Genomic DNA, 13,315 nt, shown 5'->3' on the forward strand with positions numbered 1-13,315 from the left:
CATGGCCTACGACGAAGACCTGGCCAACCGCGTCCGCGAACTGCTCGGCTCCGAGCGGGGCGTCGAGGAGAAGCGCATGTTCGGCGGCCTGGCTTTCCTGGTCAACGGCAACATGTCGGTGGCGGCCAGCGGCCGGGGCGGCCTGCTGGTGCGGGTACCGCCGGACGACACCGACAAGCTGCTCGAACGGGACCACGTCAGCCCGATGGTGATGGCGGGCCGGGAAGCCCGTGGCTGGTTGTGTGTTCACGTCGACGGCCTGCAAACCAAACGCCTGCTGCAGGGCTGGGTCACCCGCGGAATCGGGTACGCCCGCAGCCTGCCCCCAAAATGACCGTGCGGTTAACCCCGACCTGGCCCGGGTAAGCGGTGCCGTATGGACGAGCGCCAACTGGTGCGACGGCTGCTCAAGGTCGCCGGGACAACCTACGCAGCCGAAGCCGGCATCACGATCAGGGACAAGCCGATGCCGCTGTTCCAGTTGCTGGTGCTGTGCATGCTGGCCAGCAAGCCGATCGATGCCGCCATCGCCGTGCGCGCCGCACACGAACTCTTCAAGGCGGGCCTGCGGACACCGAAAGCCGTGCTGGCGGCTGACAGGCAGACGATGATCAGCGCGTTCGGCCGCGCCCATTACGTGCGCTACGACGAAAGCTCGGCCACCCGCCTGACCGACATGGCCGAGCGCGTCCGTGACGACTACGGCGGCGATCTGCGCAAAATCGCCGAACGCAGCCGGCACGACGTCGCTGCGACCAAACGTATGCTGAAGGAATTCAACGGAATTGGCGATACCGGCGCCGACATCTACCTCCGCGAAGTGCAGGACGTCTGGACCTGGGTGCGGCCGTACTTCGACGACCGCGCCACCACGGCCGCGAAGCGATTGGGTCTGCCCGCCGAGCCGGAGAAGCTGGGAGCCCTTGCGCCGCACGACAATGCGCGGCTGGCCGCCGCGCTCGTCCGGGCATCGCTCGACGACGACGTGCGCCGCCGGGTGGCCGGGTGACCGGGCATTGACCGTACGGATCGGCACATCCGGATGGTCCTACAACCATTGGGCGGATGTGCTGTACCCGACGGGACTGCCGTCGGCGCGCCGGTTGGCCCGCTACGTCGAGGTTTTCGACACCGTCGAGCTGAACGCCAGTTTCTATCGGTGGCCGAAGGATTCGACGTTCGCCGGGTGGCGCGACCAGCTGCCCGACGGTTTCAAAATGTCGGTCAAGGCGCATCGGGGACTGACCCACTACCGTCGGCTGTCCTCCCCCGAGCCCTGGATCGAGCGGTTCGAGCGCTGCTGGCAGCTGCTGGGCGATCGCCACGGGGTGCTGCTGGTTCAGTTGCACCCCGAGCAACAGCGCGACGATGCGCGCCTGGATGCTTTCCTGGCCCTCGTGCCCGACTCGATCCGGGTGGCCGTCGAGCTGCGGCATCCGTCCTGGAACGACCCCGCCGTGTATGCGTTGCTGGAACGGCGCCGCGCCGCATACGTGGTGATGAGCGGCGCCGGGCTGGCGTGCGTGCCGCGCGCCACCACCGACCTGGTGTACGTCCGGATGCACGGTCCGGATCAGGATGCGATCTATGCCGGCTGCTACTCGCACGGCGAGCTGCGGCGCTGGGCCGACCGGATAAGGGGATGGGACGGCGACGGCAAGGACGTGTGGATGTATTTCAACAACGACCTCGGCGGCCACGCCGTGCGCAACGCGCTATATCTGCGTGGGCTTCTGGGCTGATCCGGGTCAGGTATCGGCGACCTGCTCAACGGGGGTCCACGCCCCGTCGATCACGTCGGGTGGGCGCTGCGCCTGCAAGCGGTCCCGTTCGGCGCGTCGGCGCTTGATCCGCAGCCGCGCGTCGGCCGGAATGGTGACCAGTTCGTCACAGGTCAGGTAATAGACATCGTCGACCACGTCGAACAGGTCCGCCGCGACCCGTCGGGAGCCCAACTCCCGCAAGGTCATCCGCAGTTCGTGGGTGAACCGGATGGTGCTGTCGTGGGCCAGCTCGCGCGATTCTCGGGCATTGGCCGCCATTCGCCGTGCCACCGTCCTCGCCTGCGCGGGCTCGGTCGGCGTGGCGGCGGCCACTGTGGCTTCAGCGGCTTCAGCGGCTTCAGCGGCTTCGGCGGCTTCGGCCGCCTCAGCGGCTTGAGCGGCGGCCACGAGCAACATCGCCGGATTGTCGCTGAACACCTGGCTGGCCAGCTCGGCCTCACCGGGCCCACGGTGCCCGATCCGGGCGACGGCGGCGTCGAGAGCGCCGGCAGTGTCGGGGGACAACGCGCGGATGCTGCCGACGTTGCCTTCGGCGGCCAGCGCGCGTAGCGGCGGGTCAGCGCGCAACGCCGCCGCCAGTTGGGCGGTTTCGGCCGCGACGCGGGTGCTTTCCATGATCATGCCGAGCCCCGACACCCTCGACGCCGCCCGGGTGTGCTCCAGCGCCGCCGCGGTGACCCCGGAGTCGATCAACCACAGCGCCGTGAGAATCCAGCCCTGGTTGATGCGGTCCCTCAACAGCCGCACCCGGACCTGGAGCGCCGCGTCCGGCAGCGCGGCCAGCTGGGCGGAGTCGAGGTGTTCGGCCTCGGCGGCCGCGCGATAGGCCCGCGTGTCGGGCTTGAGGCGGCGCATCAGCGCCAGCGAACGCGCCGCGACGACCGCCTTGGCCATCGACCCGACCGCCCCCTCGGCGAGCCTCGGCTCACCGAACGGCAGGACGTCTCCCACCTGCGGCTGGTCAACCAGGGCCTGGCGGGTGACGGCGTCCCGGTCCCAGCCGGGCAGCTGCGCCGCGGCCACGACGTTGGCCGACACCCCGACGTAGGCGCGGTGGCCGAAGACCGCGATGGCCCTGCTGCCCCACTCGTCGTCGACCACGCCACCAAGGGCGAGCACGTGACCCACCACCCGGCTGGCCGTGCGCAGACCGCCCAGCTGGACGTCGAGCGTCATCGGGGTCAGCGGCCCGGGCAGCGCCTCGGCGAGCCTGGCCGCGCTGAAGACCGGGAACCGGGGATCGATCCGGTCGTCGAACTCCCCCTCCATCCCGTCGGGGGCCGCCCTGCGCACCTCCTCGGACGGTCGGGGGCGCGGGAGGATCTCGACCGGCAGGGCCAGCTGGCGGTCGTGGCTGATGGCGCCCGCGACATGCAGCCGGCGCCCGACGAGTCCACGCGCGGTGTCGGCAACCGCGTCGAGGGCCTGCCAGCCGAATTCGAAGTCCCAATCCTCTTGCGCGGCAGCAATATCCATTGCGGGAGTCAACTGCGGCCAGCTGAGGACACCATGCAGCCGCGCGCGGGGGTCGACGGATCGCAGCAGCCGCCACGCGGTGACCACGTTGATGGTGTCCGGAGTCGCCAGATCCACCGAGCCGGTGCGGTCGCTGTGCACCGACGCCACCAGGAAGCGCACCAGGTCGTCGAGGTGCAGGACCCGCACCTGCCGGGTGGAAACCTTGCTGCGCAGCAGGGTGGCCACCGTGCGGCACACCATCCAGTCGAGCCGGCGGCCGACCGGCGGGGCGATCCGGATGACCAGGCTGGGTGCCCAGCTGGTGGACACCAGCTCCTCGGCCGGTCGATACAGGTCGGGCCTACCCGCGGCCTGCGACACGAACAGCAGCCGCGCCCCCGCGCGGGCGGCGGCGTCGGTGACGTGGGCGACCCCGTCGATATCCGCGCTGCCGGGTGCGCTGGTGTCGACCGGGGCCAGGTGGATCACCGCGTCGGCTTCGTCGGCCAGGTCTTGCAGAACGGGGTGGCGCAGCGGCGCGCAAACGAGCTCGACGCCGGGGTCCAGGTAGGGGTGGCGCCGCTCGGCAATCCCGATGACCGCGTGCCCGGCGGCCAGCAACTGGCGTGCGACCAGCCGCCCGACCGCGCCGGTGGCGTCGGTAACCAGGATCTGCACCCGGGTCCACCTCTCCCAACGTCCAGACTCGACAATAGGCAAGTCGCGAGCACTTACGCGACCGTTGCCCAACCAACTGCCCTCTGTCCAGGGCCTAATGGCCCTGACCGGCTACTGCAGCACTGCGGCGCCGTCCGCGGTGACGGCAACCTTGGCCCCACCGATATCTTCGCGCACGGTGGCTTCGGCTGCGGCGGGCTCGCCGATGACGGCCAGCGTGCGCGAACCGTCGGGCGTGCGCACCGAGACGAAGGCCTTCTCGGGTTCGCCCTCGCGGTCGAACGGTGTGGTCCACGATTCGACGGTCCCGACGCCCTCCCAGGAGACCAGGCCCTTGCGGGTGGGCTCGCGGTCGACCGCCGGTTGGGCGTCCTCCCAACGGAATTCCGCCGGCGGCTCGGTGCCGTAGACACCGAAGCTGTGTTTGGTGAGGTAGCCGCCGTTGGCGGTGATGAGGGCGCGGTGCCCGGGATTGGCCACCAGCAGCTCGGCCATGGTGGCAATGGAATGCATCACGTAGTTGCTCCACGGGCCGCCGGCGAAGGTCAACCCGCCGGTGACGGTGAGCGGGCGGGCGGGGTCGTCGGTGCTCAGTCCGAGTTCGGCCGCCGCGACCTGAACGGCGGAGGGGAAGCAGGAGTACAGGTCGACGTGGTCGACGTCGTCGATGCCCAGGCCGGCCAGCTCCAGCGCCCGCGCGCCGCCGATCCGGATGGCGGCCGAGCGGTGCAGCTCGTCGCGCTCGGCGACGGCCGGGGTGTCGTGGGCGTCGGTGCCCGCATGCGGGTAAACCCACTGTTCGGAGGGGATGCGCAGGCGCTCGGCCTGCTCGACCGAGGTCAGGATCAGCGCGGCGCCCTGGTCGACCATGTTGTTGGAGTTCATCAGCTTGGTGTAGGGCCAGCTGATCATGCGGTTCTGCGGTCCGGGCCGCCGGATCTCCTCGGCGGTTATCGGTGTGCGGATCCATGCGTGCGGATTGCCGACCGCGACGGCGTTGAACCGCGCCCACAGCTCGCCGACGCGCTCGATGTGGTCCTCGACGGACTCGCCGTTGGCGATGCGAAGCGCCTGCTCGAACAGCGGATAGACGTAGGCGGGCCGGTCGAGCCCGATCCTGAGCTCGGCGTCGCCGGCCATCGGGACGTCGTCGCCGGCGACCGGGGCCGTCGGAACGGACTCGTCCTGCACGGTCCACTCGAGTCTGCCGTCCTTGGCCTTGAGCCCCCTTCTGGTGCGCCAGGTTTCGGCGCCGGCCAACAGCACGACGCCGGCCCGGCCCCGCTGGATGTCCAGGCAGGCCTGGTTGAGCAGCGACTGTGGCACGTTGCCGCCGACGGGGCTGTACAGGGTGGTGAAGTCACCGGCGCCGATCCGCCGGCCGAGCAACAGCCCGGGATCGCGGTAGTGCGCCGACAGCACGTTGACCACGCGGATGGAATCCACGGCCTCGATCACCCGGGAATCCGCGGCCCGGCGGGCCGCGTCGGCCATCAGGTCGACCGGCTCGATCGACCGCGTCGCCGGGTCGATGTCGTCGCGGCAATTGACCTGGCCGTAGCCGATCAACACCGGTGTCCTGGGATCGACGGTCATACGACGAATTTAGCGTGGCTATGAATCGGGCCGGCGCCGGGCATTCACCGCTTGCGGGGTGCCGCCCGCTCACGGGGGACACGCCAGCGTGACGCTGGACCGCCGCTGCCACCCCAGCGTGACGCTCGGCGCAAGCGGCGTCGGGCATTAGTCGCTTGCGAACAGCACGCCTTCGTCGATCAGCCGCTCGGTGTCGTCGGCGCCCATGCCGAGCAAACGTCGGCAGATCTCCCGCGTGTCCTGGCCGGGCAGGGGCGCCGGGCGCTGTGGGGCGGGCGGAATGTGCTGAAACGGCGCGGGACCCGTCTCCGCCGGCAGCGGCCGCTCGATCAGCGGATGCGCCATGTCGCTGAAGAGTTTTCGCTCGGTCAGCTGCGGGTCCTCCAGGATGTCGGGCGGGCGGTTCATCGGCCCGGCCGCAACCCCGGCCGACTGCAACAGTTCGGCGACGCGCACCGGGGTGCGGGTGCGGGTCAGGGCCGACACCAGCTCCACCAGCTCGCGCCGGTTGGCCAGGCGCGACTCGCCGGTGGCGAAGCGCGGGTCGTCCGCCCATTGCGGGTGGTCGAAAAGGGTTGCCATGCAGCGCCATTCCTCGTCCGAGCCGATCGAGATGACGCACCATTCGTCGTCACCGGCGCACGGGTACACCGCGTGCAGGCTGGTGTCGTCGCGGATCGGGCCGAGCCCCGCGGCCCGCGCGGCCTCGGCGACATACAGCGTGTCGAGCTGGTTGATCACGACCTCGGCCTGCGAGACGTGCACGTGGGCGCCCCGGCCGGTCCGATTGCGGCGGATCAGCGCGGCCAGCGCGGCGATCGCGGTCACCCGCCCGACCACATGGTCGGGAAAGATCGTCGTCGCGTCGTAGAAGGAATGCCGCGCGCCGTTGTCCGCGTCGTCGTCCGGGGCGTCGGACGTCCACAGCCGCGTGACGCCGGTGGCGGCGCGGACCAGCGGGCCGTAGCCCATCCGGGTGCTCCACGGACCGGTGTTGCCGAAGGCGCTGCTGCCGGCGAGCACGATCCGCGGGTTGAGCCGGCGCAGCGTGTCGTAGGAAAAGCCAAGGGCGGTAAGGGTTCCCGGCTTGAAGTTGGCGAACACCGCGTCGGCCTCCGCGACCAGCCGCCCGAAGACGTCCTTGCCCCGCTCGCTGCGCAGGTCCAGGCCGAGCCCGAGCTGATTGCGGTGGGTCCACGCGAACGACTCGCTCATGCCGTCGCCGGCGCGGGCCTGCCGCAGTCCGTCGGGGTAGTCGGCGCTTTCGACCTTGATGACCTCGGCGCCCAGGTCGCCGAACAGCCGGCCCAGCTCGCCTCCGGCGACGATGATGCCCAGGTCCAGAATCCGCAGCCCCGCCAACGGCCGCTCGCCCACCCTGCCCGACGGCGCCGGCACCACCACCGGATTGCCGCGCCAGTACGGTTCGTCCTCCCCCGCGGCGGGGGCCGGCGTGCGAAAACCCGACCGCTGTCCGTCGACGACGAAATAGCCGGTGGGCACGCTGGTGCGCACCCCGGGGACGAGCTCGGCCTCCGTGATCGCGCCCACCGCCTGGAAGTGCTCGGAGCCGAGGACCCAGGACGGTGGCAGCACCGCCGCGATGGGCACCCCGTGCGCCTGGCCGGCGGCCACCAGGTCCTTCATGGTCTGCTCGGCGAACAGGGCCCGCACCGGCAAACTGATCTCGGGCCAGGCCGCAAAGCGGGCGCCGATCGCGTCGTACTCGGGATCTTGGAAGTCTTCCGGCTCCCCCAGCCAGCGCCGCAGGCCGCGCCACTGCCGCGGCGCCATCACACACAACCGGACGTAGCCGTCCTTGCACGGAAGGATCGGGTAGGCGTCCTGGTTTCTCGGGCGTCCCCGCCACCGGCCGCTGCGGCGGACGCCGGCAGCGGCCTGCCCGTGCGCGCCGAACGCCGGGTCGAGCGCCATCACGACCGCGTCGAACCGCGAGAAGTCGATGTAATCGCCTGTGCCGCAACGGAGTCGGTTGTAGTAGGCGACAAGCGCGGCCCACGCCGCCTGGACGGCGGCGGTGGCGGAAGCGATGCCGTCCGGCGGCAACACGGGGGTGCCGGTGGTGGGACCGGACCGCGACAGCGAGCCGCACATCGCGTACAGAACCGGGTCCGTGGCCCGCCACGACGACCGCGGGCCCGTCGCGCCGAAGTCGGTGATCGACAGCACCACCAGGTGCGGGTATCGGGCGGCCAGGTCGGGGCCCGGCGCGCCGAACGCGCCGCCCAGCCCGTCCAGGCCGCTGTCCACGACGATGTCGGCCTCGGCGGCGAGGTCGAGCAACCGGTAGCAGTCGTCCTCCTCGAGCGGGTCCAGCACGGCGCTGCGCTTGTTGGCGTTGTGCACAGCGAACGGGATGCTCGCGCCGGCCAGCGTCGGCAATTCCTCGCGCTCCAGGTCTCCCCCGGGAGGCTCGACCTTGAGCACGTCGGCACCCAGGTCGGCGAACAGCCGGGTCACCGCGTCGGCGTCGCCGCTCGCCAAGTCGAGGACGCGCACGGCGTCGAGCAACCCGTCGGCCATCCGCCCACCGTACCCGGAGCATCCGCAGCTAACCGCGCATGTTCGCGTGGAGACCAAATGCCCAGCCGCCCAAGCCGGTTCGAACGGAAATCCGGACCCGCTACGCTCGGTAGTCCTGTCGACGATCCCCCGGATGGAGGCCCTCAGCCCATGACCGCCCACCTGAGCTACGTCGAGGCCGTGATCGTCGGCGCGTTCCAGGGCGTCACCGAGCTGTTCCCGGTCTCCAGCCTGGGGCACGCGGTGTTGGTGCCCGCGCTGGTGGGCGGACAATGGGCCCGGGACCTCAACGTCTCCGCCCCCGAATCGCCCTACCTGGCGTTCATCGTCGGCCTGCACGTCGCCACCGCCGCCGCCCTGCTGGTGTTCTTCTGGCGGGACTGGTTGCGCATCGTCGCCGGCTTCGTCTCGTCGCTGCGGTATCGCCGGATCCAGACGCCCGACGAGCGGCTCGCCTGGCTGATCGTGGTCGGGACGATCCCCGTGGGGCTGGCCGGGGTGGCCCTCGAGCACCTGTTCCGGACCACACTGGGCAAGCCGATACCCGCGGCGGCGTTCCTCATGGTCAACGGGTTTGTCCTTTACGCGGGTGAGGTTTTGCGCCGCCGCGTCTCGCCGGTGGGCGCCATGGACGAGCGCGACGAGCCGCACAGCGGTGAGGCCATCGACAACCGGCTGGCCCAACTGCCGATGCGCCGCGGGCTGCTGATCGGGGCGTCCCAGATCCTGGCGCTGCTGCCCGGGATCAGCCGCTCGGGCATCGCCATGGTGGCCGGGCTGTGGCGCGGCCTGTCCCACGAAGACGCCGCGCGGTTTTCCTTCCTGCTGGCCACGCCGATCATCCTGGCCGCCGGGGTGTACAAGATCCCCGATCTCTTCGGGCCGGTCGGGGCGGGCATCCACGGCCAGGTGCTGGCCGGCAGTGTGGCCTCCTTCGTCGCGGCCTACCTGGCCGTCCGCTACCTCACGCGATACTTCCAGACCCGGACCCTGACACCGTTCGCCGTCTACTGCGTCCTGGCCGGGGCCGCCAGCCTGGTGTGGCTTTCTCTGCGCTGAGGCGCAACCCCGATTCGCTTAACCTGGGATCACCTTCGGTCGCATAGGCGACCGAAACTCGATCGATGAGTCCGGAGGCTGCCCGCGTGAGCCGAGCCGACAGCCCAGGGGCCGCCCCCGAGCGGGAATCGGTGTGGGATTACCCGCGACCGCCGCGCGTGGAGTCGTTCAACGGGCCCATCACCGTGGAGCTGGGCGGCGAAGTGATCGCGTCCACCCAACGGGCCTGGCGGGTGCTCGAGACCAGTCATCCGCCGACCTATTACCTTCCGAGGGAAGCTTTTGCGGCCGCAACGTTGCGTGAGGCGCCGGGAAGCTCGTGGTGCGAGTGGAAAGGTCAGGCGACCTATTACGACCTGGTCACCACGACCGTCGTCGCATCGAGGGCCGCGTGGAGCTACCTCAACCCATCGCCCGGGTATGCCTCGATACGCGGCGCGGTCGCGGTGCTGGTGTCGAAAGTCGACCGCTGCACGGTCAACGGCGAGGTCGTGGCGCCGCAACCGGGCGGTTTCTACGGGGGCTGGATCACGAGCTGGGTCACCGGTCCGTTCAAGGGCGTCCCAGGATCCATGGGGTGGTGACGATACGCGCGGCCCCGAAGGGGTCAACCCCTCACGCCGGCATGGTCTGCGTTGCGCATCCGGCGGATCACGCCCGCAAGGATCGCGCTGCGAAGGCCTCGGGGCAGCGCCATGAGCGACGCCGTCAGAAACTTCGCCTGCAGCCCGGGCACGACGGTCGTGCGGCGCCCCAGAGCCGAGAGGGCGGCTTTGGCGACCACCTCGGGTGTGGTGGCGAAGTTCATGGTCATCCCGGCCCGCGCGCCGAAGCCGGTGCGGACGGGACCCGGTGCCACCGATAGCACGTCGATCCCGTGTGGGCGCAGATCGCCGTGCAGCGCTTCGGCGAAGCTCTGGACATAGGCCTTCGTTGCCGAGTAGGTGGCCTGCCCGGGAACGCCCTGCCACCCGGCGATCGACCCGAACAACACAATGCCGCCGCTTCCACGGCGGATCAGGCGGGGGCTGAACGCGTGCGCCAGCGCGGTCACCGCGCTGACGTTGACCGCGATCATCTCCAGCTCCGGAGCCAGCGCCAAGTCGGTGAAGGGGCCCGTGGTCCCGAAACCCGCGGCCAGGACGACGAGGCCGACGTCGAGGCGGCTCGTCGCATCGGCAAGCGCTGAGGTTCCCGCGGCGTCGGCGAGATCGGCTGCGACGACCAGGGTTTCGACGCCGGTGGCATCGCGCATTTCCCGCGCGATCGCGTCGAGCCGCGCCCGGCTGCGGGCCGCCAGCACCACGTTGACACCGCGACGGGCGAGCTCGCCGGCGATCGCGCGACCGATGCCGTCGCTGGCCCCGGTGACCACGGCCCACGGCCCGTAGCGACTGCGAAATCGGTTGGCGCTCATCGGGCGCGCGCTGTCGACGGCGTTCACGGCGCAAGCGTAACCCTTACATGTTAGCGGCGTCAACATCTGAGATGCGCCGCTAGCCGACGCCTCGCTCGAAGGCGTCCAGCAGGCGGCCGGTGATTTGCTGCTTCTCGGCCGTCCCCAGGCCGCTCAGCGCTCCGTCCAAGTACAAGGTGGCCAGGCCGTGGACGGCGGCCCATGCCGCTTCGTCCAGTCCGGCTCGTCGGCGAGGCGAGATCACCCCGGTCGCGACCAGGTCATCGACGCAGCGTCGCAGGAGATGAAACGGATGTTCTTCCCCCGCAGCGTCTTCGGCGGCCTCGACGGCCTTGCGGCTGGCCGGGTGAGCCGCGAAAGCGGTGCGGAACAATCCGGGTTCGGCGAGCGCGAAGTCCACGTACGCCTGGCCGGTCGCGCGGAATCGCGCCAGTGCCCTGCGCTCTCGATTGCCGCGCGCCGGCACCGCGTCCACGGCTTCGTGCATCGTGGCGGCCAGCCGTTCCAGGGCATAGGCGATGACCCCGGCGAGCAATTCATCGCGGTCCGCATAGTGGCGGTAGGCGGCCGCGTTGCTCACGCCCGCCCGGCGCTGCACGTCGCGCATGACCACCGCGTCGGGGCCACCGGCGCGGGCCAGTTCCACGGCGTTGTCCAGCAGGGCCCTTCGAAGGTCCCCGTGGTGGTACGTGTCGGTGCGATGCGCGGTTGGCCGTCGTGGCATAGCGTTATGGTGACATCGCCGCCCAGCGGTTCCGCCGAGACTCACCGCAGCGCCCGGGAAGGTCCGCCACTTCATTTGGCGTGCGTTGTCGGGTCTTTGGCGAAGCGCGAGTGGGGTATCTCGTCCCAGGTGGCCGGCAGAGCCGTCACGGGCAGGGTGCCGTAGTTGACGGAGACCTCGCCGAGCCGGCCGCGGAGGCGTCGGTAGACCACCCCGTGCGCGCCGTCGGTGATGTAGGCCTGCAGCGAGGTTCGGGTGTCGAACGCGCCGAACGTCCGAAACCTGCCCCGTTCCCAATCGATGTCGAACCCGAAGCGAACCATGCCGGGAAAGGCCTTGGCGTGCGCGATCACCGACGGTATCGCGGCGGCAAAGGTGGGCAGATGGTTCAGCCGCCGCACCTGAAGTTGCAACCACACCGACGGATAACCGTCCGCACACGGCTGCGCCGCCGGGATCGAATTCTCGCCGTCGAACATCGCTTTCACCGCTGCGCACCTCCCTGCGATGTTATCGCCGTCAACATATCAGCTCGAACGCGACGCGAGCAAGGGCGCCGACTAGACCGGCTCGCACCGGTAGCGCACCTGGCGCACCGGTGAGTCGCCGAAAGTCGTTGTTCGGCGGGCGCCGTCGAACCTCCACCCGTCGCGTTCGTAGAACCGCCGGGCGGGGGCGTTGCCGTCCAACACCCACAACACGGCGCCCGCCACGCCGACCAGGCGAAGCCGCCCCCGGGCGGCGGCCATCAGCAACCGCCCGACTCCGCGGCGCGCATACGCGGGATCGACGTAAATCGCCATCAGCTCACCAAAATTCGGGAAGTTCCCATCACGGCACAGGCCCGTCGTCACCAGGCCGCGGATCGCGAAACCGTCGACCGCGACCATGGTTGACGGCATCCGAAGTCCCACCCGGCCGAAGGTGTAGCGGTCGGCAAAGAATTCGGGCGTGAGGCCGTCGAGGTAGTCCGGGGCGATCAGGCCCCGGTAGGCAGACTGCCACGACCGCACCTGCACCCGGGCCACCTCGTCGGCGTCCGCGGGGACGGCCGCCCGCACCTCGGTCATCGTTGCAGTATCGGCCGCGACGGCCTTATTTGCGCGACGCGACGCCGAGTGCTGTGCTTACCCCAGCACGAACCTGACACGCGTCAACCTCGGTGGGAGGACCACAATGGCAGACACGGCATCGATCGGTCTCAAGGTCCGCGACAAGGTGGTTGTGATCACCGGCGGGGCGCGGGGAATCGGGCTGGCCACCGCGACCGCGCTGCACAACCTGGGCGCCAGGGTCGCAATAGGCGACATCGACGAAGTGCGGGTGAAGGAGTCGGGCGCTGCGCTGGGCCTGGACGTCTACGGCAGGCTCGACGTCACCGACGCGCACTCGTTCGCGGAGTTCCTCGACGACGTCGAGCGCCAACTCGGCCCCATCGACGTGCTGATCAACAACGCCGGCATCATGCCGGTCGGCCGCATCATCGACGAGCCGGACCCGGTCACCCGCCGCATCCTGGACATCAACGTCTACGGCGTGATCCTGGGCAGCAAGCTGGCGGCGCAGCGCATGGTCCCCCGCGGATCCGGCCACGTCATCAACGTCGCCTCGCTGGCCGGGGAGCTCAACGTCGTCGGCCTGGCCACCTACTGCGCCAGCAAGCACGCGGTCGTCGGGTTCACCGACTCGGCCCGGCTGGAGTACCACTCGACCGGCGTGAAGTTCTCGATGGTGTTGCCGACGTTCGTCAACACCGAGCTCGCCGCCGGGACTCCCGGCATGAAGGGTTTCCGGAACGCCGAGCCGGCGGAGATTGCCGACGCGATCGTCGGGCTGATCGCCCACCCGAAGCCGCGGGTGCGGATCACGAAGGCCGCGGGCGCGATGGTGGTGTCCCAGAAATTCTGGCCGCGCCGCCTCGCCGAGGGGCTCAACCGCATGCTCGGCGGCGACCACGTCTTCACCGATGACGTCGACGTGGAAAAGCGCCGCGCCTACGAGGCGCGCGCCCGCGGCGCGGAGTAGACGCGCGCCGTTCACCTGAGGCGCGGACAA

Annotated in this window: 13 protein-coding genes; 6 read left to right on the forward strand and 7 right to left on the reverse strand. The window is 70.3% G+C overall.

Annotated features, from left to right (window positions below):
• Position 1: 1 nt before the first annotated feature.
• The 3 genes from VMD50_RS22790 to VMD50_RS22800 are packed head-to-tail and all read left to right on the forward strand — an operon-like array spanning position 2 to position 1,742.
• On the forward strand, positions 2-334 hold the full coding sequence (locus VMD50_RS22790) for a TfoX/Sxy family protein (RefSeq protein WP_325430976.1): 333 nt from the start codon (positions 2-4) through the stop codon (positions 332-334).
• A 42-nt stretch (positions 335-376) separates the two neighbouring features.
• Positions 377-1,009: an endonuclease gene (locus VMD50_RS22795; RefSeq protein WP_325430978.1), complete on the forward strand. Its 633-nt coding sequence runs from the start codon at positions 377-379 to the stop codon at positions 1,007-1,009.
• 7 nt (positions 1,010-1,016) lie between these two features.
• Complete coding sequence (locus tag VMD50_RS22800) at positions 1,017-1,742, forward strand: DUF72 domain-containing protein (RefSeq protein ID WP_325430980.1); 726 nt, start codon at positions 1,017-1,019, stop codon at positions 1,740-1,742.
• A gap of 6 nt (positions 1,743-1,748) precedes the next feature.
• On the opposite strand, the gene VMD50_RS22805 is transcribed toward VMD50_RS22800, so the two are convergent.
• The 3 genes from VMD50_RS22805 to VMD50_RS22815 all read right to left on the reverse strand — a co-directional run bounded on the left by VMD50_RS22805 (position 1,749) and on the right by VMD50_RS22815 (position 8,060).
• Complete coding sequence (locus tag VMD50_RS22805; protein ID WP_325430982.1) at positions 1,749-3,920, reverse strand: NAD-dependent epimerase/dehydratase family protein; 2,172 nt, start codon at positions 3,918-3,920, stop codon at positions 1,749-1,751.
• Between the two features lie 111 nt (positions 3,921-4,031).
• Positions 4,032-5,516 carry an acetyl-CoA acetyltransferase gene (locus VMD50_RS22810; RefSeq protein ID WP_325430984.1) on the reverse strand — a complete coding sequence of 495 codons (1,485 nt, stop codon included), beginning with the start codon at positions 5,514-5,516 and terminating at the stop codon, positions 4,032-4,034.
• 147 nt (positions 5,517-5,663) lie between these two features.
• On the reverse strand, positions 5,664-8,060 hold the full coding sequence (locus tag VMD50_RS22815) for a CaiB/BaiF CoA-transferase family protein (RefSeq protein ID WP_325430986.1): 2,397 nt from the start codon (positions 8,058-8,060) through the stop codon (positions 5,664-5,666).
• Positions 8,061-8,210: 150 nt separating this feature from the next.
• Between VMD50_RS22815 and VMD50_RS22820 the strand changes: the two genes are divergently transcribed.
• Positions 8,211-9,119, forward strand: coding sequence for an undecaprenyl-diphosphate phosphatase (locus VMD50_RS22820; RefSeq protein WP_325430988.1), 909 nt, complete (start codon positions 8,211-8,213; stop codon positions 9,117-9,119).
• Positions 9,120-9,184: 65 nt separating this feature from the next.
• Complete coding sequence (locus tag VMD50_RS22825) at positions 9,185-9,703, forward strand: DUF427 domain-containing protein (protein ID WP_325430990.1); 519 nt, start codon at positions 9,185-9,187, stop codon at positions 9,701-9,703.
• Positions 9,704-9,726: 23 nt separating this feature from the next.
• Here VMD50_RS22825 and VMD50_RS22830 read toward each other — a convergent pair whose 3' ends face one another.
• From VMD50_RS22830 to VMD50_RS22845, 4 genes are all read right to left on the reverse strand, one after another.
• Complete coding sequence (locus VMD50_RS22830; protein ID WP_325430992.1) at positions 9,727-10,563, reverse strand: SDR family NAD(P)-dependent oxidoreductase; 837 nt, start codon at positions 10,561-10,563, stop codon at positions 9,727-9,729.
• Between the two features lie 52 nt (positions 10,564-10,615).
• Positions 10,616-11,260, reverse strand: coding sequence for a TetR/AcrR family transcriptional regulator (locus VMD50_RS22835; protein WP_325430993.1), 645 nt, complete (start codon positions 11,258-11,260; stop codon positions 10,616-10,618).
• 71 nt (positions 11,261-11,331) lie between these two features.
• Positions 11,332-11,748, reverse strand: coding sequence for a hypothetical protein (locus tag VMD50_RS22840; RefSeq protein WP_325430994.1), 417 nt, complete (start codon positions 11,746-11,748; stop codon positions 11,332-11,334).
• 72 nt (positions 11,749-11,820) lie between these two features.
• The gene (locus VMD50_RS22845; RefSeq protein ID WP_325430995.1) at positions 11,821-12,330 is read right to left on the reverse strand and encodes a GNAT family N-acetyltransferase; all 510 of its coding nucleotides are present in this window, start codon (positions 12,328-12,330) and stop codon (positions 11,821-11,823) included.
• Positions 12,331-12,436: 106 nt separating this feature from the next.
• Here VMD50_RS22845 and VMD50_RS22850 point away from each other — a divergent pair, with 106 nt between their 5' ends.
• A complete protein-coding gene (locus VMD50_RS22850; RefSeq protein WP_325430997.1) occupies positions 12,437-13,285 on the forward strand; it encodes an SDR family oxidoreductase in 849 nt (282 codons plus the stop codon).
• Positions 13,286-13,315 lie beyond the last annotated feature (30 nt).

This window comes from Mycobacterium sp. (genome assembly GCF_035506235.1).
Lineage (GTDB): Bacteria > Actinomycetota > Actinomycetes > Mycobacteriales > Mycobacteriaceae > Mycobacterium.

Coding starts and splice junctions, on each gene's coding strand:
- VMD50_RS22790 (WP_325430976.1), top strand. CDS start 2: ATGGCCTACGACGAAGACCTGGCCAACCGCGTCCGCGAACTGCTCGGC.
- VMD50_RS22795 (WP_325430978.1), top strand. CDS start 377: ATGGACGAGCGCCAACTGGTGCGACGGCTGCTCAAGGTCGCCGGGACA.
- VMD50_RS22810 (WP_325430984.1), bottom strand. CDS start 5,516: ATGACCGTCGATCCCAGGACACCGGTGTTGATCGGCTACGGCCAGGTC.
- VMD50_RS22815 (WP_325430986.1), bottom strand. CDS start 8,060: ATGGCCGACGGGTTGCTCGACGCCGTGCGCGTCCTCGACTTGGCGAGC.
- VMD50_RS22820 (WP_325430988.1), top strand. CDS start 8,211: ATGACCGCCCACCTGAGCTACGTCGAGGCCGTGATCGTCGGCGCGTTC.
- VMD50_RS22825 (WP_325430990.1), top strand. CDS start 9,185: ATGAGTCCGGAGGCTGCCCGCGTGAGCCGAGCCGACAGCCCAGGGGCC.
- VMD50_RS22835 (WP_325430993.1), bottom strand. CDS start 11,260: ATGCCACGACGGCCAACCGCGCATCGCACCGACACGTACCACCACGGG.
- VMD50_RS22845 (WP_325430995.1), bottom strand. CDS start 12,330: ATGACCGAGGTGCGGGCGGCCGTCCCCGCGGACGCCGACGAGGTGGCC.
- VMD50_RS22850 (WP_325430997.1), top strand. CDS start 12,437: ATGGCAGACACGGCATCGATCGGTCTCAAGGTCCGCGACAAGGTGGTT.